General features: G+C 70.2%; 24 protein-coding genes and 1 pseudogene. 12 read left to right on the top strand and 13 right to left on the bottom strand.

Translation table 11 applies throughout. The annotated features are described in order from the left end of the window. The first annotated feature begins 36 nt into the window (after window positions 1-36). Both ABEA62_RS02305 and ABEA62_RS02310 read left to right on the top strand, forming a co-directional pair. Window positions 37-570, top strand: coding sequence for a CGNR zinc finger domain-containing protein (locus ABEA62_RS02305; RefSeq protein WP_286213936.1), 534 nt, complete (start codon window positions 37-39; stop codon window positions 568-570). A 43-nt stretch (window positions 571-613) separates the two neighbouring features. Continuing rightward, on the top strand, window positions 614-1,186 hold the full coding sequence (locus ABEA62_RS02310) for a hypothetical protein (protein WP_286213937.1): 573 nt from the start codon (window positions 614-616) through the stop codon (window positions 1,184-1,186). Between the two features lie 9 nt (window positions 1,187-1,195). On the opposite strand, the gene ABEA62_RS02315 is transcribed toward ABEA62_RS02310, so the two are convergent. Beyond that, a complete protein-coding gene (locus ABEA62_RS02315) occupies window positions 1,196-2,635 on the bottom strand; it encodes a helix-turn-helix domain-containing protein (protein ID WP_286213938.1) in 1,440 nt (479 codons plus the stop codon). 128 nt (window positions 2,636-2,763) lie between these two features. Here ABEA62_RS02315 and ABEA62_RS02320 point away from each other — a divergent pair. Further along, window positions 2,764-4,601 (top strand): annotated as a pseudogene (locus tag ABEA62_RS02320) (phosphoenolpyruvate carboxykinase (GTP)). On the opposite strand, the gene ABEA62_RS02325 reads toward ABEA62_RS02320, so the two are convergent. After that, the gene (locus ABEA62_RS02325) at window positions 4,544-6,115 is read right to left on the bottom strand and encodes an MFS transporter (protein WP_286213939.1); all 1,572 of its coding nucleotides are present in this window, start codon (window positions 6,113-6,115) and stop codon (window positions 4,544-4,546) included. The pseudogene ABEA62_RS02320 and the gene ABEA62_RS02325 overlap by 58 nt on opposite strands. An 87-nt stretch (window positions 6,116-6,202) precedes the next feature. Between ABEA62_RS02325 and ABEA62_RS02330 the strand changes: the two genes are divergently transcribed. Further along, entirely contained in the window at window positions 6,203-6,769 is a 567-nt protein-coding gene (locus tag ABEA62_RS02330; protein ID WP_286213940.1) for a TetR/AcrR family transcriptional regulator, read from the top strand. A gap of 145 nt (window positions 6,770-6,914) precedes the next feature. After that, entirely contained in the window at window positions 6,915-7,397 is a 483-nt protein-coding gene (locus ABEA62_RS02335) for an SRPBCC family protein (RefSeq protein ID WP_286213941.1), read from the top strand. Between the two features lie 61 nt (window positions 7,398-7,458). Here ABEA62_RS02335 and ABEA62_RS02340 read toward each other — a convergent pair whose 3' ends face one another. Then, a complete protein-coding gene (locus tag ABEA62_RS02340) occupies window positions 7,459-7,824 on the bottom strand; it encodes a RidA family protein (protein ID WP_286213942.1) in 366 nt (121 codons plus the stop codon). Between the two features lie 87 nt (window positions 7,825-7,911). Here ABEA62_RS02340 and ABEA62_RS02345 point away from each other — a divergent pair, with 87 nt between their 5' ends. Then, window positions 7,912-8,847 (top strand): pseudouridine synthase, encoded by a 936-nt coding sequence (locus ABEA62_RS02345; protein ID WP_286213943.1) that lies wholly within the window; start codon window positions 7,912-7,914, stop codon window positions 8,845-8,847. Window positions 8,848-9,037: 190 nt separating this feature from the next. Here the strand turns inward: ABEA62_RS02345 and ABEA62_RS02350 are convergent, their stop codons facing one another. From ABEA62_RS02350 to ychF, 4 genes are all read right to left on the bottom strand, one after another. After that, the gene (locus ABEA62_RS02350; RefSeq protein WP_286213944.1) at window positions 9,038-9,358 is read right to left on the bottom strand and encodes a HigA family addiction module antitoxin; all 321 of its coding nucleotides are present in this window, start codon (window positions 9,356-9,358) and stop codon (window positions 9,038-9,040) included. Further along, window positions 9,333-9,614: a type II toxin-antitoxin system RelE/ParE family toxin gene (locus ABEA62_RS02355; protein WP_345378381.1), complete on the bottom strand. Its 282-nt coding sequence runs from the start codon at window positions 9,612-9,614 to the stop codon at window positions 9,333-9,335. Before ABEA62_RS02355 ends, ABEA62_RS02350 begins: the two co-directional genes overlap by 26 nt. Window positions 9,615-9,751: 137 nt before the next feature. Further along, a complete protein-coding gene (locus ABEA62_RS02360) occupies window positions 9,752-10,261 on the bottom strand; it encodes a hypothetical protein (RefSeq protein ID WP_286213945.1) in 510 nt (169 codons plus the stop codon). A gap of 139 nt (window positions 10,262-10,400) precedes the next feature. Then, complete coding sequence (gene ychF / locus ABEA62_RS02365) at window positions 10,401-11,486, bottom strand: redox-regulated ATPase YchF (protein WP_286213946.1); 1,086 nt, start codon at window positions 11,484-11,486, stop codon at window positions 10,401-10,403. A 116-nt stretch (window positions 11,487-11,602) separates the two neighbouring features. Between ychF and ABEA62_RS02370 the strand changes: the two genes are divergently transcribed. Then, window positions 11,603-11,770, top strand: a complete 168-nt coding sequence (locus ABEA62_RS02370) for a hypothetical protein (protein WP_286213947.1) — start codon at window positions 11,603-11,605, stop codon at window positions 11,768-11,770. Between the two features lie 67 nt (window positions 11,771-11,837). Here the strand turns inward: ABEA62_RS02370 and ABEA62_RS02375 are convergent, their stop codons facing one another. The 4 genes from ABEA62_RS02375 to ABEA62_RS02390 form a co-directional block, all read right to left on the bottom strand. Further along, window positions 11,838-13,589 (bottom strand): dipeptide ABC transporter ATP-binding protein, encoded by a 1,752-nt coding sequence (locus tag ABEA62_RS02375; protein ID WP_286213948.1) that lies wholly within the window; start codon window positions 13,587-13,589, stop codon window positions 11,838-11,840. After that, complete coding sequence (locus ABEA62_RS02380; protein ID WP_286213949.1) at window positions 13,586-14,530, bottom strand: ABC transporter permease; 945 nt, start codon at window positions 14,528-14,530, stop codon at window positions 13,586-13,588. Before ABEA62_RS02380 ends, ABEA62_RS02375 begins: the two co-directional genes overlap by 4 nt. Next, on the bottom strand, window positions 14,523-15,449 hold the full coding sequence (locus tag ABEA62_RS02385) for an ABC transporter permease (RefSeq protein WP_286213950.1): 927 nt from the start codon (window positions 15,447-15,449) through the stop codon (window positions 14,523-14,525). The genes ABEA62_RS02380 and ABEA62_RS02385 overlap by 8 nt, the downstream gene beginning before the upstream one ends. 178 nt (window positions 15,450-15,627) lie before the next feature. After that, complete coding sequence (locus tag ABEA62_RS02390) at window positions 15,628-17,268, bottom strand: peptide ABC transporter substrate-binding protein (protein WP_345378384.1); 1,641 nt, start codon at window positions 17,266-17,268, stop codon at window positions 15,628-15,630. 307 nt (window positions 17,269-17,575) lie between these two features. Between ABEA62_RS02390 and ABEA62_RS02395 the strand changes: the two genes are divergently transcribed. Continuing rightward, on the top strand, window positions 17,576-18,778 hold the full coding sequence (locus tag ABEA62_RS02395; RefSeq protein ID WP_286213952.1) for a DNA recombination protein RmuC: 1,203 nt from the start codon (window positions 17,576-17,578) through the stop codon (window positions 18,776-18,778). Here the strand turns inward: ABEA62_RS02395 and ABEA62_RS02400 are convergent. After that, complete coding sequence (locus ABEA62_RS02400; RefSeq protein ID WP_345378387.1) at window positions 18,775-19,758, bottom strand: 4-hydroxy-3-methylbut-2-enyl diphosphate reductase; 984 nt, start codon at window positions 19,756-19,758, stop codon at window positions 18,775-18,777. The two genes, ABEA62_RS02395 and ABEA62_RS02400, sit on opposite strands and share 4 nt — an antisense overlap. A gap of 31 nt (window positions 19,759-19,789) precedes the next feature. On the opposite strand from ABEA62_RS02400, the gene xseA reads away from it, so the two are divergent. Next, window positions 19,790-21,070: an exodeoxyribonuclease VII large subunit gene (gene xseA / locus ABEA62_RS02405; RefSeq protein ID WP_286213953.1), complete on the top strand. Its 1,281-nt coding sequence runs from the start codon at window positions 19,790-19,792 to the stop codon at window positions 21,068-21,070. Here the strand turns inward: xseA and ABEA62_RS02410 are convergent. Further along, entirely contained in the window at window positions 21,067-21,636 is a 570-nt protein-coding gene (locus tag ABEA62_RS02410; protein WP_286213954.1) for a hypothetical protein, read from the bottom strand. The genes xseA and ABEA62_RS02410 overlap by 4 nt on opposite strands. Window positions 21,637-21,755: 119 nt before the next feature. On the opposite strand from ABEA62_RS02410, the gene ABEA62_RS02415 reads away from it, so the two are divergent. Genes ABEA62_RS02415 through ABEA62_RS02425 form a run of 3 tightly spaced genes read left to right on the top strand, consistent with a single transcriptional unit; the run spans window position 21,756 to window position 24,359 of the window. After that, window positions 21,756-22,007, top strand: a complete 252-nt coding sequence (locus ABEA62_RS02415; protein ID WP_286213955.1) for an exodeoxyribonuclease VII small subunit — start codon at window positions 21,756-21,758, stop codon at window positions 22,005-22,007. Then, window positions 22,004-22,927 (top strand): carbohydrate kinase family protein, encoded by a 924-nt coding sequence (locus ABEA62_RS02420; protein ID WP_286213956.1) that lies wholly within the window; start codon window positions 22,004-22,006, stop codon window positions 22,925-22,927. Before ABEA62_RS02415 ends, ABEA62_RS02420 begins: the two co-directional genes overlap by 4 nt. Window positions 22,928-22,970: 43 nt before the next feature. Continuing rightward, window positions 22,971-24,359: a class II fumarate hydratase gene (locus tag ABEA62_RS02425; RefSeq protein WP_286213957.1), complete on the top strand. Its 1,389-nt coding sequence runs from the start codon at window positions 22,971-22,973 to the stop codon at window positions 24,357-24,359. Window positions 24,360-24,536 lie beyond the last annotated feature (177 nt).

Consider the following 24,536-nt stretch of genomic DNA (forward strand, 5'->3'; position numbering starts at 1 on the left):
TCATGACAATATGGCACCGAGTGGTAATGTGTCAAAATGCCGTTCGCCACTGACACCGCCGAGGCCCTCGAGTCCGGCGTGTTCCTGTCGAATTCGGAACTCGACCCGGACACGCTCACCACGCTCGAGGAGTTGCGCGCCTTCTTCGACCGCTTCGCCTACACGGGCGGACGCCCCACCGCGGCGGACCTCGAGCCGGTCCGCGCGATCCGCACGCCGCTGCGCAGGCTGTTCCTCGCGAGCCGCGACGAAGCGGTCCCGCTCGTCAACGCGATCCTCGCGGAGCAGTCCGCCGTCCCCCGCCTGGTGCGCCATGGCGACGTCGACTGGCACATCCACGCGACGTCGGACGACCGCCCTTTCCACGAGCGCATCCTCGTGGAGACCGCGATGGCGATGACGGACGTCATCCGCGCCGACGAGATGCAGCGCTTCTCGCGGTGCGCGATGGAGGACTGCGAGGGGGTCGTGCTCGACCTCAGCCGGAACCGCTCGCGCAAATACTGCACGGTGACGTGCACCAACCGCGCGGCCCAGGCCGCGTTTAGGGCTCGCCAGGCCGACGACTGACCCGCCCGCATCGGCCCTCCCGACCGCGTGGAAGGATGACCGCATGCAGACCTTTCGTGCCCGCTCGTCCGTCGTGTGGGGATGGATCGCCGTCGGCGCCGGCGCCGCACTCGCGCTTCTCCACCTCGTCACCGTGGGCTTCTCTCGCGGCACGGGCGGCTTCGGGCTGGGTGTCGCGGCGATCGCGGTCGGGACCGCCGCGTTCCTGCGCCCGCGCGTCGAGGCCCACGACGACGCCGTGGTGCTGCGCAATACGACGCACGCCGTGAGCATTCCCTTCGCCCGGCTCGGCGCGATCGAGACGCGCTGGTCGCTCACCCTCGTGGACGACGCCGGCCGTCGGTGGGGCGCCTTCGCCGCGCCCGCGCCGGGGGCGGCGGCATCGATGCGCCGTCCCGCGGGAGAGGACGATGCCTCGCTCGGGGGCCGCCCGAGCGACCGCCCCGGCACGGCCTCGGGTGACGCGGCCGCGATGGTCCACGACGCGTGGGAGGACTGGCGTGCGGGTCACCCCGACGGCGAGAGCGACGCCGCGGTCGAGCGCACGCCCGACCTCGTGGGCGTCGCGCTCGCGGTGCTCGCGATCGCCGGCGGCGCGTGGGGCCTCTTCGGCTAGCTGGCGCTCCTACTCCTCCGGCGCGCTCGCGTGGGACTCGAGGAAGTCGTACAACTCACGGTCGTCGACCCCGGGATAGGTGCCCTGCGGTAGCGGCGAGAAGATGTGCGCGTGGACGCGCGCGCTCGCCCACGCCCTCCCCTCCCACCTCGCGGCGACATCGGCATCCGGCCTCCTGCAGCAGGTGAGGTCGGGGCAGCGCGACACCTCGCGGTGACCCGACTCGCGCCCGCGGAACCACCGCGACTGCGCGTACGGCACGCCGAGCGTGATCGAGAACTCGTCGGACTCGGCGGTGCCGGTCTGGGTCGCCTCGAAGAACGTGCCCGCGGGCGTGTCCGTGTACTGGAAGTACTCCGTGGTGCGGGTGGAGCGCGCGAAGGCGCGCCGCGCGCTCCAGTGCCGGCACACGATCTGCCCCTCGGTCGCATGCGTGGCGTCGACGGGCAGCGGCAGCCCGTCGTTCTCGTAGGCGCGCACCACCGCGCCGTCGCCGGCGACGCGCACGAAGTGCACGGGGATGTCGAGCCGCGCGGTCGCGAGGTTCGTGAAGCGCAGGGCGGCAGCCTCGTGGGTGACGCCAAAGGCGTCGCGGAAGTCCTCGATCGCGATGTCGCGCTCGCGCTTGGCGCGCTCGAGGAAGGCGACCGCCGCGCCCTGCGGCATGAGGCACGCGGCCGCGTAGTAGCTCGCGTCCTGGCGCTGGCGCAGGAAGTCCTCGTAGTCAGCCGGCTCGCCGTGGCCCAGTCGCAGGTGCGCCATGGCCTGCAGCGCGAGCGAGCGCAGTCCGTGTCCGCCCGGGATCGAGGCGGGCGGAATGTAGATGCGGCCGTTCTCGAGGTCGAGCACGCAGCGCGCCGAGTGGGGCAGGTCCGCGACGTGTACGATCGACAGGCCCAGCCGCTCCGCCATGACCGACACCGTGCGGTGCGTCAGTGCTCCCCCGCCGTGGCCCGCGGCGGCGACGTCGGCCTCCGCGAGGTCCTCGATGTCGGGCAGGTAGTTGTCGACCTGCTGCATCCTCAGTCGCTGGCGGGTGTTCGCGCGGCGCGCCTCCTCGGGGGTCGCGATCGCGAGGCGGGCACGCCGGTCGAGCTCGCGGTGCAGTCCCACGAGCGCCCGCAAGACCTCGTCGGTCATCGACCGCGTCGCGCGCACCTCGGGCAGACCCAACTCGCGATACGCGGCGGCCGACTGCGCGCGCTCGAGCTCGATCTCCAGGGCCGCGCGCGGCGACGGCGCCGACTCGTCGAGAAGATCCGCGACCGTCACACCCAGCCGGGAGGCGATCGCGCCGAGCAGCGTGAGGCGCGGCTCGCGCTTGCCATTCTCGATGAGCGACAGCTGACTCTGCGCGACGTCGACCTCGCGCCCCAACTCCTCGAGAGTGAGGCCCGCGGCGGTGCGGAAGTGACGGATGCGACGGCCGAGCGTCGCGAGATCGGACATGTTCTTCACGCTAGGACAAGAAACGCGAAACTTCTCGGCGAGAGCGCGCTCAACCCGCGCGGACTCGACCCTAGCGTCGAAAACAGGCGGCGCTTCCCGCACCGCCGGTCCTCGACCCCGGAGCGATCATGACCGTCACGGAACACCGCGCCACCACCCTCCACGACCTCGCCCACCCGTCGATCGCGGCCTGGGTCGACTCCCTCGCCGCGCACGCCCTGCCCGACGCGGTCGTGTGGTGCGGCGGCTCGACCGCCGAGCGCAGGGGACTCGTGGCGGGCATGGTCGATTCCGGCACGCTCGTGCCCGTCGAGGCGCGGCCCGGCAGCTACCTCGCGCGCTCAGACCCGAGCGACGTCGCCCGCGTGGAGTCCCGCACCTTCATCTGTTCGCGACGCGAGGAGGACGCCGGGCCCACCAACCACTGGGTGCCGCCCGCCGCGATGCGCGAGACGCTGCACGGCCTGTTCAGGGGGACGATGCGCGGGAGGACGATGTACGTGGTCCCGTTCGCGATGGGCCCGGTGGGCGGACCGCTCACGCGGTACGGGGTCCAGGTCACCGATTCGCCGTACGTGGTCGCGAGCATGGGCATCATGACGCGCATGGGGCGCGAGGCCCTCACCGCGATCGACTCCGGCACCGCGTGGGTGCGGTGCGTGCACTCGGTGGGTGCGCCCCTCAAGCCGGGCGAGGCCGACATCGCGTGGCCGTGCAACGCGACCAAGTACATCTCGCACTTCCCCGAGTCGCGCGAGGTGTGGTCATACGGTTCGGCGTACGGCGGCAACGCGATCCTCGCCAAGAAGGCGTTCGCGCTGCGCATCGCGAGCGCGATCGGCCAGGACGAGGGCTGGCTCGCGGCGCACATGCTGCTGCTCAAGGTGACCACCCCGCGCGGCAGGGCCTTCCACGTCGCGGCGGCCTTCCCCAGCGCATGCGGCAAGACCAACTTCGCGATGCTGAGGCCCACGATCCCCGGCTGGACGGTTGAGACGCTGGGCGACGACATCGCGTGGATCGCTCCCGGACCCGACGGCCGACTGCGGGCCATCAACCCCGAGGCCGGCTTCTTTGGCGTCGCGCCAGGCACCAGCCGCGACACCAATCCCGTCGCGATGGACATGCTGGACCGCGACGTCGTCTTCACCAACGTCGCCCTCACCGACGACGGCGACGTCTGGTGGGAGGGCATGACCGCCGACCCCCCGCCCACCTCACCGACTGGACTGGCGCGGACTGGACCCCCGCATCGTCCTCCCCCGCCGCCCATCCCAATGCGCGCTTCACCGTCGCCGCGACCCGCTGCGCCACGCTCGCCGACGACTGGGACGCCCCCGAGGGAGTCGCGCTCGACGCGATCATCTTCGGCGGCAGGCGGGCGACCACTGTGCCGCTCGTCGCGCAGGCGCGCGACTGGGAGCACGGGATGCTCATGGGAGCCACGCTCGCGTCCGAGCGCACCGCGGCGGCGGAGGGCACGGTGGGCGAGCTGCGCCGCGACCCCTTCGCGATGCTGCCGTTCTGCGGCGTGCACATGGCCGACCACTGGCGACACTGGCTCGAGGTGGGCGCCGCGGCCGAGCGCTCGGGCGGCGCCCCCGCGGTGTTCCAGGTCAACTGGTTCCGCCGCGGCGAGTCAGGCGAGTTCCTGTGGCCCGGCTTCGGGGAGAACATCCATGTGCTCGCGTGGATCCTCGACAGGCTCGAGGGGCGGGCCGATGCCGTCGAGGGCCCGTTCGGGCGCGTGCCGGCACCGGGGGCGATCGATCACGAGGCGGCCGGAGTGTCACGCGAGGCGTGGGCCGCGCTGTTCGCGCTCGACCGGGACGCGCTCACGGCAGAGGCGGAGGACGCCGACGCGTTCCTCGCGTCCTACGGCGAGCGGGTGCCCGCCGCACTGCGCGCTCAGCTTGCGCTCATGCGGGCGTCGATCGACGCGCTGGGTTCGGAGTCCTCCGGCTGATCCGCCTCCGTCGCGTCATCGGTGGGCGCGGGACGGATCGTGCGCCACGCGACCACCGCACCGATCGCGGTGAGGATTGCCGCCACCACCGAGGTCGCCTGCATCGCAGCGACGAAGGCCTCGCGCGCCGCGTCGATGACGTCGGGCGCGCCGGTGGCCGACGCGCTCGCGAGGGAGTCGCGCAGGGCATCGCTCTCCGCGCCGGAGGTCCCCGACGGCACCGTCACTCCCGCGCGATACAGGGCGGTCATGAGCGAACCGAGCACCGCGATGCCCAGGCCCACACCGAGTTCGTACGACACCTCAGAGATGGCCGAGGCCGCGCCCGCCTTGCGTGCGGGCACCGCACTCACGACGGCATCGGTCGTGAGCGTCTGAGCGAGGCCCACGCCCAGGCCGATCGGCACGAGCGCGACGAGCAACCACACCAGGGAGCTCGCGCCCTCGGCGAAGGCGACCGCGAGGAGCCCACCCGAGGTCGCGGCGAGCGCGATCGCGATGGCCCTGCCGCGGCCCGCACGGGCCACCAGCCAGCCGACCACGGCGATTGCGGCCATCGACGCGAGCGCCGCGGGCAGTTCCGCGAGCCCCGCGTGCAGGGGTCCCAGTCCGCGCACGAGCTGCAGGTACTGCGAGAGGAAGAACAGCAGCCCCGTGAGCGCGAAGACCGCGATGAAGTTGGAGGCGACCGCGCCGGAGAAGTCGGCGCGCGCGAACAGCGCCACGTCGATGAGCGGGCTCGCCGAGCGTCGCTGACGCGCGACGAACCACGCGCCGGCGGCGGCCCCCATCACCGCTGCGACGGCCACGCTCACCCCCGGCCCGTCGACCACGAGGTGCTTGACGGCGTACACGAGCGGCACGAGCGTGAGGATCGACAGCGCGGCCGCGAGCGGATCGAACGGTCCGGGGCGCGGGTCACGCGACTCGGGCAGCATGACTGCGCCGGCGACCACGAGCACGATCATGACGGGCACGTTGATGAGGAAGACGGCGCCCCACCAGAAGTGCTCGAGGAGCACGCCGCCCACGAGCGGGCCGATCGCCGCGCCGCCGCCTGCCGCCGCGGCCCAGATCGCGATCGCGCGGGTCCGCTCGCGGGGATCCTCGAACAGCGTGCGAATGATCGCGAGGGTCGACGGCATGAGGCTCGCCCCCGCGATGCCGAGCAGCAGCCTCGCGAGCATGAGCACCTCGGCGCTCGGCGCGAAGGCCGCGAGCACGGACGCGGCGCCGAAGGCGGCCGCACCCACGAGCAACACGCGCTTGCGGCCGAGGCGGTCGGCGAGCGCGCCCATCGTGACCAGCAGGCCGGCGATGGCGAGGGAGTAGATGTCCCCGATCCACAGCACCTGCGACGCCGTCGCGCCGAGGTCGGCAGCGAGCGAGGGCACGGCGAGTAGCAGGACGGTGCCGTCGATCGCGAGCAGCGCGATCGCGAGCGTGAGGACCGCGAGCGCGGCCCAGCGGCGAGGCGAGGCGGTCGCAGGAGTGAGGGGGGACGAGGCCTGCATGGCATTTACTGTACCGTCCAGTCGGTATAGTTTCTAGCGCAAAGGGTCCGCTACCCTGTCGGCATCGTCCATCCGAGGGAGGCGCACGTGGCACGCACGACTGGGCGCGACGCGGGCGCGACGCGGGAGCTCGTGCTCCGCGCGGCGGCCGCCGAGGTCGGCGACCACGGACTCGGGGCGTCGATGGACGCGATCGCGCAGCGGGCGGGCGTCTCGAAGGGCGGGCTGCTCTATCACTTCCCCTCGAAGGACGCGCTGATCGTCGCCCTCGCCGACGACGTCCTCGGGCGCTACCGCGCGTCGATCGAGTCCCATCTCGACCCGCGAGCCGGCGCGGGTCGGCTCACGCGAGCGGTGGTGCTCGCATCGCTCGACGCCGCGGACGACGAGTCCGAGCGCGACAGGACGCTGCTCCTCGGGCGCCTCCTCACGATCCCCGGGGTGCGCGATCGCGTGATCGAGGACAACGCCAGGTGGCGCGAGGAGCTCGCGGCTGATGGACTCGAGCCCGCCGCTCAGGCCGTCGTGCTCGCCGCGGCTGACGGCGTGTCGACCGCCGCACTATGGGCCGCGACCCCGTCCAGGGCGGAGCGCGACATGCTGCGCGAGCGGCTGCTCGCGATGGTGGACGCGGCGGCGATCGTCGGCGCCTGAGCGCTCTACTGTCGCAGCATCACGCCACGTAGTCGACCGTTCGGGCGCGAATCGGGAAGGCTCGCGGCGCGACCCGGGTTGTCCCTAAGAGCGGGGCAAACCGGCCCCGCGGCAGTTCGAGACAGCTCACCTCAAGGAGGCTCACATGACCACCGCGAGCAGCACGATCGACGTTGAGGTTCCCCTCAGCACCGCATACAACCAGTGGACTCAGCTCGAGTCCTTCCCCCGCTTCATGTCGGGGATCGAGAGCGTCACGCAGATCGACGACACCCGCACCCACTGGGTCACCACCGTGGGAGGTGCCCGTCGCGAGTTCGACGCCGAGATCACGGATCAGGTGCCCGACAGCCACCTCGCGTGGCACGCACTCGGCGAACTCGACCAGGGTGGACGCGTCGAGTTCGAGCCCGTGGGCCCCGACGCGACGCGCGTCACGCTCACCGTCAACTGGGACCCCCAGGGCTTCGTCGAGCATGCGGGAGCGGCCCTGCAGGTCGATGACGGCATGGTCCGCGCCGACCTCGCGCAGTTCAAGTCGTTCATCGAGGAGCGCGGCGTCGAGGAGGGCGGCTGGCGTGGCGAGGTGAGCGGCGGGGACACCACCTCCCGCGGGCCCCTCGGCTAGGACCCCACCCCAGCATCGTCCACGTGCCACGGCCTTCCTGCCAGCCGCTCCTTCAGGAGCGTCAGCCGCGGAAGGCCGTGGCCTCGATCTCGATCCGCATCGCGGGATCGATCAGCGGGCACTGCTGCATGGTGGCGGCGGGGCGCACGTCCCCGAACCAGCGCCGCAGGACGGGCCAGCACGCCTCGAAGTCCGCGGCATCGGGCAGGAGATAGCGCACGCGCACCACGTCCGCCATCGAGAAGCCGCCCTGCTCGAGGGCCGCGGCGATGGTCGCCAGGGCGGCGTCCGCCTGTTCCGCGACGTCGTCGCTCGCGGTGCTCGTGGTGCCGGAGACGAAGGCCCAGTCGCCCTGGACCACGGCGCGCGAGTAGGCGACGCGCTCCTCCCAGGGACCGCCGGAAGAGATGAGCTGGCGTGAGGTCATGGACGGAGCGTAGCGGTAAGGCCGTGCGACGTGAGCGGGCCGTACGATGCTCGGCGTGCCCCCTCTCGCCGACGCCACGCCCGCCTGATGCCGCCGCGCTCTCCCCTGCCCCAGCGCCACGGGCTCGACGCCGCGTGGGTGCGCACGCCGGGGCGCGGCCCCGAGGGGGAACCCACGTGGGCGACGATGCGCGATTTCCTCGTGTCGCGCCTGCCCGCCGCTGCCGAGGTGGAGGCACGGCTCGCGGCCGGGGAGTTCGTCGACCACTCCGGAACGGTCCTGACCGGCGACGAGCCGTACCGCCCGCACGCCTTCGTGTGGTTCCACCGTCCCCTCGAGGACGAGGTGCCGGTCCCCTTCCCGCTCGAGATCCTGGATCGCACCGAGACCCTGGTGGTGATCGACAAGCCCCACTTCCTCGCCACCACCCCGCGCGGGGTGCACGTGCGCGAGACCGCGTTGGTGAAACTGCGGCTCGCGCTTGACCTGCCCGAGCTCGCGCCAGCGCACCGTCTCGACCGCCTGACCGCGGGGGTCCTGGTCTTCACGACGCGTCGCGAGGTGCGAGGTGCGTACGCCGGCGCCTTCCAGTCGCGCGACGTCGCGAAGACGTATGAGGCAATCGCGCGCCTTGACCCGGCGATCACCTTCCCGCGCCGCTTGGTCGGGCGCATCGAGAAGCGGCGCGGGAGCCTCCAGGCGCAACTCGTGCCGGGAGAGCCCAACGCGGAGACCGTGGTGGAGGTCCTCGAGGCGCGCGGCGCGTACGCGCGGTGCCGGCTCACGCCCGTGACGGGCAAGACGCACCAGTTGCGCCTCCAGATGTCCGACGCCGGGCTGCCGATCGTGGGCGACCCGCTGTACCCGGACGTGCTCGATGTCGACCCGGCCGACTTCTCCTCGCCGCTGAGGCTCGTGGCACGGCGGCTGCGCTTCGTCGACCCCCTCGACGGCGCCGAGAGGGACTACGCGAGCGCGCGCGTGCTCGAGTGGCCGGAGGCTCCGGGCGGCGCGGATGCGTGACCTGGGACGTCACACCGGAACTCCGCAACAGCCCTGTCAATAGTCTCGGCTTTCGGCCTCGACAGAAGCGGCGCAGCTCGCCTGGTGGCCGCCAGTCGTCGCCACCGATGTGAGCGCGAGGCCGAGCACGGCGATCGCATTTCCCCTCTGGCGTCGAGCGTGAAGCACCTCGACACCGAAGACGAGTCGCTTACGCCACCTGCAGCGGGATGATCGCCGCGACCTGGTCGCGAAGAGCGCGACGCTCGAGCCGCAGTTCGTAGTGGGACTGCAGGCTCATCCAAAACTCAGCCGTCGTCCCGAAGTACGCACTGAGCCGCACCGAGGTGTCGGCCGTGATGCCACGCTTACCGTGGACGATCTCGTTGATGCGCCGCGGAGGGACCCCGATGGCGACCGCAAGCTTGTTCTGGGTGATCCCGAACCCTTCGATGAAGTCCTCCATGAGGACCTCTCCGGGATGGACCGGCTGGATCAGGTCGTCCTCAGTGGTCGTCGACGAGCTCGACATCATCCGCACCTCCGTCCTTCCATCGAAAGCAGATCCTCCATTGGTCGTTCACACGGATGCTGTGCTGACCCGCGCGATCGCCCGTGAGCAGTTCGAGCCGGTTTCCTGGTGGGATCCGCAGGTCCTCCACCTCCGCCGCAGCGTGGAGCGCCTCAAGCTTGCGAAGCGCGGCGCGCTGATCCCGCCGATCGATCGCCTTCACGAAATGCTCGTCCCAGATCCGCTCAGCGTTCTTGTCGCTGAAGGATCTGATCACACGAGCATCGCATAACGGAGAGCGTCAATGACGCTACGCGTTAACTCTGGACCCAACGGTGTTCGAGAGCCGAGCAACCTCAGAGCATGAGCTTCGAGCGTACCGACAGACGCAAGCGCTCGGATTGCCGCCGCTCTCTAGAGGCGTACGACCTCGCGAGGCGGTTCCTGTCGACGAAACCTGCGCTTTGGGTCCTGCTCAAGGACCGTCGCCTGCGCGCACCGCGCGCGAATCTCATCCAGAACCACGCGGTAGTCCCTCTCGTCGAACATGAACTCCACTGAGGTCTCGGCGGGCGGACCGTCACTGAAGATGTCGTACCGGCACAGCCCAGTCCAGCTCACCACGGAAGTGCGGCGTTCGATCCGCGCCCCCACGAGCCCGCACCCGGGATCGCGGCACCAGCACACCTCGACGGGGCGGTGGCTCTCCGAGAAGGGCACATCCGGGTCGAGCCATTCAAGCGCTTCTGCAATGCCGTCGGGCGTGGTCCCCGCGCAGATCAGCCCGTACGTGGTTCCACCGTTGAGCTGCTCGTGCCACCGCGCGAGCCTCATGCCGTCGACAGTGAACGCAAGGCCTCGCAGGGGTCCGAACCCGAGCCCTCGGTCCTCCACATCGATATCGACCACTCCGAGCACATTCACGCCAGTGAGCATACGGACGCCCTCAGCGGTGCCTCGCGCATCGGCTCAACGAGCATCGTCGTGTCGGGGGGCCGTCAAGGTCAGCCGAGGTGCGCGACCGGCCGGACGCTGCTTCGCTCGACCAGCCCTTGGGCCGCCTCTACACGTTAAACCGGAACTCCACGACGTCGCCGTCCTGCATCACGTAGTCCTTGCCCTCGATGCGCACCTTGCCCGCCGACTTCGCGGATGCCATCGACCCGGCCTCGATGAGGTCGTGGAAGTGCACCACCTCGGCCTTGATGAAGCCGCGCTCGAAGTCGGTGTGGATCACGCCGGCTGCCTGCGGCGCGGTCCAGCCCTTGCGGATGGTCCACGCGCGCGCCTCCTTGGGGCCCGCGGTGAGGTACGTCTGCAGCCCGAGCGTGTCGAAGCCCACGCGCGCGAGCTGATCCAGCCCCGACTCGTCCTGGCCGTTCTCCGCGAGCATCTCGCGGGCCTCGTCCTCGGTCAGCTCGACCAGCTCGGACTCGAACTTCGCGTCGAGGAAGATCGCCTCGGCCGGCGCGACCTGGGCCGCGAGAGCGGCCTTCTTGTCAGCGTCCAGCAGCCCGGCATCGTCCGTGTTGAAGACATAGATGAAGGGCTTGGCGGTGAGCAGGTTGAGCTCGCGCACGTCCGCGAGGTCGAGCTTCGCGGCGGCGGCGCCCGCACTGAGCGCGGTGCCCGACTCGAGGATCTCCTTGGCGGTCTGGACCGCGGCGAGGAAGGCGGGTTCGGCCTTCTTGGCACGCACCTCCTTCTCGAGGCGCGGGATCGCCTTCTCGACCGTCTGCAGGTCCGCCAGGATGAGCTCGGTGTTGATGGTCTCGATGTCCGAGGCGGCGTCGACCTTGCCGTCGACGTGCACCACGTCCGGGTCCTCGAACGCGCGCGTCACCTGGCAGATCGCATCGGCCTCGCGGATGTTCGCGAGGAATGCGTTGCCGAGGCCCTCGCCCTCCGACGCGCCCTTGACGATTCCCGCGATGTCCACGAACGACACCGTCGCGGGGACCTCGCGCTCGGAGCCGAACACCGTCGCGAGCTGGCCCAGCCGCGCGTCAGGGAGCGGAACCACGCCCACGTTGGGTTCGATGGTCGCGAACGGGTAGTTCGCGGCCAGGACCTCGGCGCGGGTGAGGGCGTTGAACAGGGTCGACTTGCCGACATTCGGGAGTCCGACGATTCCAATGGTGAGTGCCACGGGGAGCCAGTCTACCGGCGCGGCCGCGCCGGCATCGTCCCCTCGTCGCGCCACCCGGCACGGGGACGATGCCCCGGGCAGGTGACGTGGGCGCCGTCGCGCCCTACTGTGGCGAGATGAGCTTCGAGGAGATCTTCAATCCCGGCCTCGCGCATACCCGCGATCAGCAGGCGCTCGACAAGGTGCGCCCGGCGACGGAGGTCGTGGGCGAGGCGCCCCCGGCGCAGGACCGCGTCCCGGACGTCGACATCCCCGATCCGGGCGACCTCGCGCCGTTCGAGTAGATCCCGCACACACGCCGAAGGCCCCGGCCGATCCGAATGAGGATCGCCGGGGCCTTCGGTGTGTGTCCTAGTTGCCGAACTCGATACCCGCTCCGGGGATCGCGTCGAGCAGACGCTGCGTGTACGGCTGCTGGGCGTTCTCGAAGATCTCGTCCGTGGGGCCGGCCTCGACGATCTTGCCCTGCTCCATCACCGCGACCGCGTCCGCGACCACGCGCACGACCGCGAGGTCGTGCGTGATGAAGAGGTACGTGAGCCCGAGCTCCTCCTGCAGGTCCGCGAGGAGCTGCAGGATCTGCGCCTGGACAAGCACGTCGAGCGCCGAGACGGCCTCGTCGAGCACCACGACCTCGGGCTTGAGCGCGAGCGCACGCGCGATCGCGACGCGCTGGCGCTGGCCGCCCGAGAGCTCGTTGGGGTAGCGGTGCGCGAGCTCGGTGGGCAGTGCGACCTGCTCGAGCAGCTCCTCGACGCGTGCGTGGCGCGACACTCGGTCGCCCACGCCGTGCACCTTGAGCGGCTCCGCGATGATCGCGCCGATCGACCGCTGCGGGTCGAGCGAGGCGTACGGGTCCTGGAAGACCACCTGCATGCGGCGACGCAGATCGAACAGCTGCTTCGCGGAGGCGCCCGCCATGTTCTGGCCGCCGACCACGATCTCGCCCTCGGTCGGCGGTTCGAGACCCAGCACCAGGCGCGCGGCCGTGGACTTGCCGGAGCCCGACTCTCCCACCAGCGCGAGCGTGGTGCCCTTGTGGATCTCGAAGGAGATGCCGTCGACAGCGTGCAGCGGCTCCGACTTGAAGCCTCCGCGACGGATCGAGTACGTCTTGCGCAGGTCCTTGACGGAGACCATGACGGGAGCGGCCTCGATGACCGCCTCGGTGTCCTCGTGCTTGACCGCGAGCTTGAGCATGTCGATCGCGTCGACACCCTCGGTCACGGCGGCGCCTGTGGATGAGTGGATGCGTCGCGATGCGAGCGACGGCGCCGCGGCGATGAGCTGCTTGGTGTACGGGTGCTGCGGGTGCTGCAGGATCTCGAGGCTGTCGCCCGACTCCACGATGCGCCCACGGTGCATGACGATGAGCTTCGACGCCCGCTCGGCCGCGAGGCCCAGGTCGTGCGTGATGAGCAGCAGCGCCGTGTTGAGCTCGCGCGTGAGCGACTCGAGGTGGTCGAGGATCACCTTCTGCACCGTCACGTCGAGCGCCGATGTCGGCTCGTCCGCGATGAGGAGCTTGGGGTCCGCGCCCAGGCCGATGCCGATCAGCACGCGCTGGCGCATGCCGCCCGAGAACTGGTGCGGGTACTGCTCCATGCGGCGCTCGGCATCGGCGAGGCCCGCCTGCTGGAGCACCTCGATCGCCTTGGCCTGGATGTCCTTACGCCCGCTGGCGACGCCGTTGGCACGGATCGCCTCGCGCACCTGGAAGCCCACGGACCACACGGGGTTGAGGTTGGACATCGGGTCCTGCGGCACGTAGCCGATGACCCCGCCACGCACGCTCGCCATCTGGCGCTCGCTGTAGCCGGTGATGTCCTTGCCCTCGACCAGCACCTTGCCGCCGGAGATGCGGCCGTTGCCGGCAAGCAGCTTGATGAGCGCGGTCGCCGTGGTGGACTTGCCCGAGCCGGACTCGCCCACGATCGCTACGGTCTCGCCGGGATAGATGTCGAACGAGACGCCGCGGACGGCGTGAACGTCGCCCGTCCCGGTCTTGAACGTCACCTCGAGGTCTTTGACCTGGACGAGCGGCTTGCTCGGATCGGCCAAGGGCCGGCCTGATGCCGAGGTCTGCACGGTGGTGTCGGTCATCGACGGGCCCTCGCCTTCGGGTCGAGCGCGTCACGGATGAGCTCGCCAAGCACGATGAACGCGAGCACCGTGATGGTTAGCGCGAGCGACGGCCAGAACAGCGCCATGGGCGCCACTCGGATGGACGTCTGCGCCTGAGCGATGTCGTTGCCCCACGACATGATCGTGTTGGGCAGTCCGATTCCCAAGAAGGACAGCGTCGCCTCCGCGGTGATCGCCGCACCGAGCGCGATCGTGAGGTACACGATCACCGGGGTGAGGGAGTTCGGAAGCACGTGACGCAGGAGCGTGCTGAACCTGCCGCGTCCCACCGCCTCCGAGGCCATCACGTACTCGAGGTTCTTCACCTGGAGGACTTCCGCTCTCAGGATGCGCGCGAGCGAGGCCCACGCGAATCCACCGATAGCGAGCGAGATCACGAAGACGTTGCGGTGCGCGGACAGCACCGACATCACGACCACGGCCGCGAGGAAGTAGGGAATCGAGAAGAAGATGTCGCCCACGCGCGACAGCAGCGAGTCGACCCAGCCACCGTAGAAGCCCGCGATCGCGCCCATGGGGATGCCGATCGCCGCGGTGATCGCGACCACGAGCAGCCCCACCGAGAGTGACGTGCTGGCGCCATAGACGATGCGCGAGTACACGTCACAGCCCTGGCGCGTGAAGCCCAGCGGGTGGCCCTCGGCGGGTCCGGCATTGGAGTTCTCGAGGAAGCAGTCGTTGTTGGGCAGGACGTCTGTGAAGAGCGACGGAAACAGCGCAGCAACCACGACCACAAGGACGATCGACATGGCGATGTAGAACAGCGGCCGGCGACGCAGGTCGCGCCACGCGTCGAGCCACAGGTTCGACTTGCGCTCGCTCAGCTTAACGCGGTCGACCTCGACCTTCTCGTCGGGGTCGACGGGCGCCACATAGTGCTCGGTGGTGCGCTCAGACATAACGAATCCTTGGGTCGAGGACGGCATACAACAGGTCCACCAGGATGTTCACGATCACGTAGAGGATCGTGAGGATGGTGACGAAGGACACGACGGTGGCGTTCTCGCCTCGCAGGATCGCGTCGTAGAGGACCTTGCCCACGCCGGGAATGTTGAAGATGCCCTCCGTGACCGTGGTGCCCGCGATCAGCGCACCGAAGCTCGCGGCGGTATTGGTCACCACGGGGATGAGCGAGTTGCGCGCGACGTGCACGGGGATGATGCGACGCGCGGTGAGGCCCTTCGCGGCCGCGGTGCGGACGTAGTCTGCGGACTGCGCCTCGATCACCGAGCCGCGCATGAGACGCATGCCCGTCACGTAGATGGTGAGCGCGATGACGATCGCGGGGAGCAGCATCGACCCCCACGTCGCATTGGCCCCCACGGTGACCGGAGCCCAACCGAGCTTGATCCCGATGAAGTACTGCGCGACGAACAGCGCGACGAACGGCGGCACCGAGCTCAGGACGAGTGCGGTGACGAGGTTCGCGTTGTCGATGATGCCGCCCTTGCGCAGCCCCGAGATGAGGCCGATCACGACCGCCAGGATGAACTCGATGACGACGGCCATCGCCACGAGCTTGAGCGTCACGGGGAAGGCACGCGAGAGGACGTCGACGACCTCCTGGCCCGAGAAGGTCACGCCAAGGTTTCCCGTGACGAGGTTCTGCAGGTACAGGAAGTACTGCACGATGAACGGTTCGTCGAGGTTGTACTGCTCGCGAATCGCCGCGAGCACGGCGGGGTTCGGGGTCTTGTCACCGAACAACGCGATGATCGGGTCTCCCGGCATTGAGAAGACCATGAAGTAGATGAGGAACGTTGTTCCAAGGAAGACAGGAATCGCCTGCAGGAGGCGGCGCACCACGTACATCAGCATGGGCGCTCCCACGATGTCTGAGACTTGAGCATAAGGAAGCCGATTCTACTGGGCCGGGACCGCGTGCCCCGCACGGAGCGAGGATACCCACTCGGTGGCACGCGGCGTCGGGACGTCCGGCCGTTTCCGGACGTGCGACGGCCCGCCCCGCGGGTAGCGGGACGGGCCGTCGATCCGACTAGTTCTTGGTGATCTGGTAGAACAGCGGCACCGAGTGCCAGTCGAACACCACGTTCTCGACGGTCTCGGCGTAGCCGCCGGTCACGTTCGAGTACCACAGCGGGATGGCCGGAAGGTCCTGGAACAGGATCTCCTGCGCCTCCTGGAACTTCGCGTTGGCCTCGTCCGTGTCGGTCAGGGACGAGCCCTCCGCGAGCAGCGTGTCGAACGCCTCGGACGAGTAGTCGCCGTCGTTCGATCCTGCACCGGTGCCGTAGAGCGGGCCGAGGAAGTTGAACAGCGACGGGTAGTCCGCCTGCCAGCCGGTGCGGAACGGGGTCTCGATGACGCGGTCCGTGATCGACGTGCGGAACTCCGCGAACGTCGGGTACGGGGCGCCGGCGGCCTCGATGCCCAGCGTGTTCTTGATCGAGTTGGCAACAGCGTCGACCCAACCCTGGTGGCCACCATCGGCGTTGTAGCCAATCTCGAAGGTGCCCTCCCACGGGGAGATGGCGTCGGCCTGGGCCCACAGCTCCACCGCGGTCTCGGGGTCGTACGCGAGCACCTCGGAGCCGGGGATCGAGTCCGACCAGCCGTTGATGACCGGCGACGTGAAGTCGGAGGCCGGGGTGCGGGTGCCCTGGAAGATCACGTCGGTGATCTCCTCGCGGTTGATCGCCATGGACAGCGCCTGGCGACGGAGCTTGCCCTCCTCACCCGAGAAGTGCGCGAGGCGCTCCGGGATGGTGAAGGACTGGAAGATCGCGGCGGGCTGGTTGACCGCGCGGTCGCCAAGGTCGGCCTCGAAGGTCGCGAACGCGGAGTCGGGGATGCCGTCGATCACATCGACGTTGCCCGCGAGGAGGTCGGCGTAGGCCGCGTCCTGCGTGGCGTAGAACGTGATCAGCAGGCCGTCGTTCTGCGCGACGCGCTCACCCGCGTAGTCGGGGTTGACCGCGAGCTCGATCTGGACGTCGTGCTGCCAGTCGGCCGGGTCCTCGAGCATGTAGGTGCCGTTGCCCACCGGGTTCGCACCGAAAGCCTCGGGGTCCTCAAAGAACGAGTCGGGCAGCGGGTAGAACGCCGAGTAGCCGAGGCTCAGCGGGAAGTCGGCCTGGGGCTGCTTGAGCGTGATCGTGAAGGTCAGGTCGTCGACCACGGTGAGGCCGGACATCTCCGGGACGGACTCGTCCCAGCTGAAGCCCTCGATCGCCTCGAAGAAGTACGAGTTCAGAGAGACCTCGGCGTTGGCCAGGTCCGCGCCCCAGTTCCACGCGTCCACGAAGTTGTGGGCGAGCACGGGAGTGCCGTCGGTGAAGGTCCAGCCCTCCTTGAGGGTGACCGTGAAGGTCTGCGAGTCCTCGGTGGTGATGGACTCCGCGACCTCGTTATGCGGGGCACCGTCGCCGTCGTAGTACACGAGGCCAGCGAAGATCGCGTCGATGATCTTGCCGCCACCCGTCTCGTTGGTGGCGCTCGGGATGAGCGGGTTCGCGGGCTCGGAGCCGTTGGTCTTGATGATGGCGTCGCCGGTCGTACCGCCGCCGGCCGAAGCCGACGGGTCGGTCTCGGAACCGGTGGACGAGCAGCCGACGAGGACGAGGGCAGCCGCGGACGCGACAGCCACACCCCCGAGCACGGACTTGCTGATCTTCACTATTCCTCCTATGTGCGCCCGCCTGAGGCGGGCTGGGATAGGCGTCGTCCCGGGTCTCGGGACGGCGACTGATGAGCACGCTGATGACGTGCCACCCTGCCAGGCTAGACACGTGCGAGTTAACGCGATGTTTCCTTGTGCCGCCTGGCGTGGTTTTGTGACCAAATAGTAACCACCGTGCGCAAGGAAGCGCTTTCATGTGGTCCGCGTCACAAGAGTGATGCGTGACGCGCAGGATTCTTGCGTCGCGTTTCCTTTGCGGGACCGACCTCCGTCCCCTGTCGGTGGCGCGTGGGACCGTCGTGGCATGGACACCCTGCTGATCGCCCTGCTCTGCCTCATCCTCGGTGCCGCACTCGGTGCCGCGATCGGGGCGACTGCCGCCACCCGACGCGCCGACGCCCAGCGCGCCGCGCTCCGCCAGGAGTTCCGCGCCCTGAGCGCCGAGGCCCTGCGGGAGAGCCAGGCGCAGTTCCTCGATCTCGCGCACGAGCGCCTCAAGCGTTCGGAGCAGCAGGGCGGCGCGACGCTCGCGCAGCGCGAGCAGGCGATCAGGGAGATGGTCGAGCCGCTCGCGCGGACCCTGGAGACGATGCGCAGGCAGACGGCCGACTCCGACCTCGCGAGGGCAGCGGGCCAGGCTGCACTGGCCGAGCAGGTGCGTCAGATGCTCGAGGCCTCGGAGCGAGTGGGCCGCAAGGCCGACGATTTCATCAACACGCTGCGCCGCTCGGACGTGAGGGGTAACTGGGGCGAGGTGCAGCTGCGTCGCGTGGTCGAGCTCGCGGGGATGCTCCCCCACGTCGACTTCGTCGAACAAGAGAGCGTGAGGGACGGCAAGGGCCGCGCGCTCCGCCCCGACATGACGGTGCGCCTCGCGGGCGGCCGCACGATCGTCGTGGACGCGAAGGTCGCGCTCGTGGGCCTGCTCGAGGCCTTCGAGACCGACGACGAGGCGGTCCGGGTCGAGCGACTGCAGGCTCACGCGCGTCACGTGCGCAGGCACGTCGACGAGCTCAGCGCGAAGCGCTACTGGGACCAGTTCGCTTCCGCTCCCGAGTTCGTCGTCATGTTCGTGCCCTCCGAGGCCTTCCACCAGGCCGCGATCGAGCAAGACTCTTCGCTGCAGGAGTACGCGTACGGACGCGGGGTGCTCATCGCCACGCCCACCACGCTCGTCGCGATGCTGCGGACCGTCGCGCACGCGTGGCGCGAGGACGCCCTCGCGCGCGACGCGCAGCAGGTGCTCGCGCTCGGCAAGGAGCTCTACGACCGCCTGTCGACCATGGCGGGCCACCTGAGCAAGGTCGGACGCGCGCTCGACCAGGCGGGCCGCGCCTACAACTCGACGGTCGCCTCGCTCGAGTCGCGCGTGCTCGTGAGCGCCCGCAAGTTCGGCGAGATGCAGCAGATCGCCGCCGAGCTGCCGCCCGTCGAGCGCGTCGAGTCCGACATCCGGCTGCTCGCCGCGCCGGAACTCACGTCCGGCAACGACGGTTCACACGACTAGGCGCGCAGCGCGCGCTCGGCCTCCTTGGCCTTGAGGTCGGCACGGATCTCGCGCGGCAGCGAGAACATGAGGTCCTCGGTCGCGGTCCTGACCTCCTCGACGGTGTCGAAGCCTCGCGCCGACAGCGAGTCGAGCACGTCGCGCACGAGGATCTCGGGCACGGAGGCCCCGGACGTCACGCCCACGGTCGTCACGCCGTCGAACCACTCGTCACGCAGCTCGGCCGCACGGTCGACCCGATACGACGCGTCCGCTCCGGACTGAAGCGCCACCTCGACCAGGCGCACCGAGTTGGACGAGTTGGCCGACCCCACGACGATCACCAACTCGCATGCGGGCGCGAGCTTCTTCACCGCCACCTGGCGGTTCTGCGTCGCGTAGCAAATGTCGTCGCTCGGCGGGTCCTGCAGCGCGGGGAAGCGCTCGCGCAGGCGGCGCACCGTCTCCATCGTCTCGTCGACCGACAGCGTGGTCTGCGAGAGCCACACGACGTTGTCGGGATCCGCCACCTCGAGTGTGGCGACGTCCTCGGGGGAGTTCACCACGATCGTGTGGTCAGGCGCCTCGCCGGCGGTCCCCTCGACCTCCTCGTGACCGGTGTGGCCGATCAGCAGGATCGTGCGACCGTCGCGGGCGAAGCGAATCGCCTCCTTGTGCACCTTGGTCACCAGCGGGCACGTCGCGTCGATGGTCTGCAGGCTGCGCGCGTCCGCCGCCGCGCGCACCGCCGGGGACACGCCGTGCGCGGAGAAGACCACGCGCTCGCCCTCGGGAACCTCGTCCGTCTCGTCGACAAAGATCGCGCCACGTTCGGACAGCGTCTCCACGACGTACTTGTTGTGGACGATCTCCTTGCGGACATACACGGGCGCACCGTGAAGCTCGAGAGCCTTCTCGACGGCGATGACGGCGCGATCGACGCCGGCGCAGTAGCCGCGCGGGGCAGCGAGCAGGACACGCTTGGTGGTGGGGGCGGGCATGGTCTCCATCCTACGTGGCAGGCTGGGGCGCGTGACCGAGCCGACCACGCCCCCGCAGGACAACGAGCCGGCCCCGCACACGCTTCCCGCGACTGCGGCCGAGACCACGCCGGAGCGGCCGTGGCCCGTGCGCCACCTCTCCCCCAAGATCGGCGAGTTCGTGTCGCGCCTGCCCCCCGTGTGGGTCGAGGGGCAGGTCCTCAACGTCAAGCGCTGGCGACACCTGGTCTTCCTCACCCTGCGTGACACCGACGAGAACATGTCGCTCAGCGCGACGCTCCCCGCCAGCGCGGCCGATGCCCTGGGCACCGCCCTCACGGACGGCACCCGAGTCGTCATTCAGGCCAAGCCCGAATGGTGGACGCGATCCGGCACGCTCCAGCTCGCCGGCAGGGACGTGCGCCAGGTCGGATTGGGAGACCTTCTGGCACGGCTCGAGGCACTCAAGGAGGCGCTCGCACGGGAGGGACTCTTCGACGCGGACCGCAAGGTCGCGCTGCCGTTCATCCCCCGCACCGTCGGCCTCGTATGCGCGACCCAGGGGGACGCGGAGCACGACGTGGTCGAGAACGCAAGCCGACGATGGCCGGGGGTGACGTTCGAGATTCGCCGCGTCACGGTGCAGGGCCCACGGGCCGTGCCGGAGACGGTGGCCGCAATCCGCGAGCTCGACGCGCTTCCCGAGATCGACGTGATCGTGGTCGCGCGCGGCGGCGGGTCGTTCGAGGACCTCTTGCCCTTCAGCGACGAGTCGCTCGTGCGCGCGGCGGCGGCGTGCGCGACCCCGCTCGTGAGCGCAATCGGGCATGAGAAGGACTCTCCCCTGCTCGACCTCGTGGCCGACTACAGGGCCTCCACGCCCACGGACGCCGGCAAGCGCATCGTCCCCGATGCCGCCGCCGAGCGCGCGGGCCTGTCGAGAGCGAGGTCGTCGCTGGCCGGAGCGATGATCCGCACGGCGCGACGCGAGGCCGCGGCGCTCGAGGCACTCAGGGCCCGGCCCGTGCTCGCGCGGCCCGAGGCCATGTTGGCCCCCTTCGCGACCGCGCTCTCCCTCGCGACGGCGGCCTCACATCGCGCAATGCACGCGACTCTCGCGCAGGCGCGGTCCGAGACGGCGACGCTCGCGGCGACGCTGCGCGCCCTCAGTCCACAGAGCACGCTCGAGCGGGGCTTCGCGGTGGTGCGCACGCCGGACGGGACGGTCGTCTCGGACGCGACGTCCATCACCAAGGGCGACATCCTGCGGATCCGCCTGGCTCGCGGCGAGATCGAGGCCGTCGCACGGGGCCGCGCGCCGAAGCGCGCCTAGCGCTTGTCGCCCAACAGGATGTCGAGCGCGTCGGCACGCGAGCGATCCGCCATGGGCGTGACGGGAGTGCGCGCGACGGTGGGCTCCTGGATTGCGGGGAACGAGGGCACGGCCGGCGTAGGCGTGGGCGCGGGCTCGGCTGCGGCCTCCACGGCCGGTGCCCACGTGCCGTTCTTCGACTCGGACAGGCGCGCGCGGGCCGCCTTCGCGTACTCGCGGTGAAGGTGACGGCCGAGCTTGGCGATGAGCGACTCCGGCACGGAGGGGTTGTCGATCAGCGCGTAGACCACGTCGACGCTCTTGTCCTTCGCGAGGTCCTCGAGAAGCTCGATCGGGATGCCCTTGCGGCGGTTGCGTGCGACGCCGATGCGCACGTCGACCGCGGTGTCCTGCGCGAGCTTGAGCAGCGTCGTGAGCGGCGTGCCCGCGTGTTCGGCGACGGCAGCCCTCACCTTGACCTCGGGAGCGCGCGACAAGGCCGCGAGCTCGCCGTCCGTGACTCCCGCCGCGATCGCGCGCTGGGCGCTCTGCAAGGCCGTCTGCTGTGCACTGGTGTCGCTGAACATTCCCCACCCCATTGTGTAGTCGTTCGGTCGTACCCCATGAGAGGGCCCACGGGTGCGACTATGACGCGATTGTCGGCACGACGTGTGCGGTCCTTGAGCGCGCGGGTAGCGTACGGGTCATGAGCGACGCAGCATTCGACCGTCCGGTGGATTCCCTCTCCTACGAGGACGCGCGCGACGAACTCGTCGCGATCGTCGCGAAACTCGAGACGGGTAGCGCCACGCTCGAGGACTCCCTCACGCTGTGGGAGCGAGGAGAGGCGCTCGCGGCTAGGTGCCAGGCGCTGCTCGACGGCGCCCTCGCGCGCGTCGAAGGAGCGAGCGACGACGTCAGCGACGAGTCCGCCGACGACGCGGACGCCGACGCATGACCGAGCACGTCCTGGTGATTGGCGAGGCGCTCGTCGACGTCGTGGTGCGCGGCGACGGCACGCGGGACCTGCACCCCGGCGGGTCACCGGCCAACGTCGCGCTCGGGCTGGCCCGCCTGGGCCGCGAGGTCGATCTCCTCACGCATCTGGGGCTCGACGCCCACGGGGTGCTGGTCGCGGACCACCTGCAGGACAACGGCGTCCACCTGGTCCCGGGGTCTGCGGGACCCGGGCCGACCTCCGTCGCGACCGCGACCCTCGACGAGTCGGGCGCCGCGACCTACGACTTCGCCCTCGACTGGGACATCGCGCCCGGCGTGAGGATGCGCCAGCAGCCGCTCGCGGTGCACACGGGCTCGATCGCGGCCGTGATCGAGCCGGGGGCCACCGCCGTGCACCGCCTCGTCAAGGTGCTGCGCTACCACTCGACCATCACCTACGACCCCAACGCACGCCCCGCACTCATGGGAGAGCCCGCCGCGGCGCGCGGCGCGGTCGAGCGGTTCGTCGCTCTCGCCGACGTCGTCAAGGCCTCCGACGAGGACCTCGCGTGGCTCGCTCCCGGCGAGGCGGTGGACGATGTCGCGCGCGCCTGGGCGAGGAGCGGCCCTGCCATCGTGGTGGTCACCCGAGGCGGCGAGGGCGCCACCGCCTTCGTGCACGACGGACGCGAGGTCTCGGTGGCGGCTCCGCGGGTCACAGTGGCCGACACGGTCGGGGCGGGAGACTCGTTCATGTCGGGCATCATCGACGGACTCTGGGACGAGGCTCTCCTAGGCGGCTCGCGCCGCGAGGTGCTGCGCACCATCTCCGACGCCCAGCTGACGGCCGTGCTCGACAGGTGCGCCCGCATCGGCGCCATCACGGTGTCCAGGCCGGGCGCCAACCCGCCCACGCGCGAGGAGCTCAACCGCGCATAGAAGGAGGACCTCGGTCCCGATCGGTCGTGCCAGACTTGGCGGCATGACAACGGAGTTTCGCATCGAGCACGACACCATGGGCGAGGTTCGGGTCCCCGCCCACGCCCTCTATCGCGCGCAGACGCAGCGCGCCGTCGAGAACTTCCCCATCTCCGGCACCACGCTCGAGCGGCGCCACATCGAGGCGCTCGCCCGCGTGAAGAAGGCCGCCGCGCGCGCCAATGCCGAGCTGGGTGTGCTGGAGGCCGACGTCGCCGATGCGATCGTCGCCGCAGCCGACGAGGTCGCGGCCGGCGCTCACGACGCGCACTTCCCCGTGGACATCTTCCAGACCGGCTCGGGCACGTCGTCGAACATGAATACCAACGAGGTCATCGCGACGCTCGCGACGCGCTCTCTCGGCCGCGACGTCCACCCGAACGACCACGTCAACGCGTCGCAGTCCTCGAACGACGTGTTCCCGACGTCGGTGCATGTGGCCGCCACCGCGTCACTCGTGGGCGATCTCATGCCCGCCCTCGAGGTCCTCGCGACGTCGCTGGAGGCCAAGGCAGAGGAGTTCGCCGACGTCTTCAAGTCGGGGCGCACTCACCTCATGGATGCGACCCCCGTCACGCTCGGCCAGGAGTTCTCCGGCTACGCGGCCGCGGTGCGCTACGGCGTCGAGAGGCTCGTCGTGGCCCTGCCGCGCGTCGCCGAGGTGCCGCTCGGCGGCACCGCCGTCGGGACGGGCATCAACACCCCCGACGGCTTCCCGCAGCGCGTGATCGCCCTGCTCGCCGAGGACACCGGCCTGCCCATCACCGAGGCCCGCAACCACTTCGAGGCGCAGTCCGCCCGCGACGGACTGGTCGAGGTCTCCGGGGCGCTGCGCACCATCGCGGTGTCGCTCACCAAGATCTGCAACGACCTCAGGTGGATGGGCTCTGGCCCCAACACCGGTCTCGGCGAGATCCAGCTCCCCGACCTGCAGCCGGGGTCCTCGATCATGCCGGGCAAGGTCAACCCCGTGGTGCCCGAGGCGGTGCTCATGGTGTGCTCGCGGGTGATCGGCAACGATGCCACGGTCGCGTGGGCCGGGGCATCGGGCGCGTTCGAGCTCAACGTGCAGATTCCTGTCATGGCGCTGGGCGTGCTCGAGTCGACCCGCCTGCTCGCGAACGCGTCACGCGTGCTCGCGGAGCGCACCATCGACGGCACGGTCGCCAACGTCGACCGCGCGCGCCGCCTCGCCGAGGCCTCCCCCTCGATCGTCACTCCCCTCAACCGGGTGATCGGGTACGAGAACGCCGCCGCGATCGCCAAGCACTCCGTCAAGGCGGGGCTCACGGTCCGCGAGGCGGTGATCGACCTGGGCTTCGTGGAGCGCGGCGAGATCACCGAGGAGCAGCTCGACGCGCTGCTCGACGTCACCACGATGGTGGGCCGCTAGCCCCCTCGTCCTTCTGCGACTCAGCTGGGCCCTGTCCCCCCGGTTGGCGCTTGTTCCCCTGTCGCCCCCCCTGTCGGCTCCGCCACACGTTTTCGCGGCTCCGCCACACGGGTCTCGGCGTGTCGCCGGCGCGTCGCGCCCGCGGAGGCCGCTGAGGGCCGATGCAGAGCTTGCGTG

The organism is Demequina sediminis (assembly GCF_039545075.1).
Lineage (GTDB): Bacteria > Actinomycetota > Actinomycetes > Actinomycetales > Demequinaceae > Demequina > Demequina sediminis.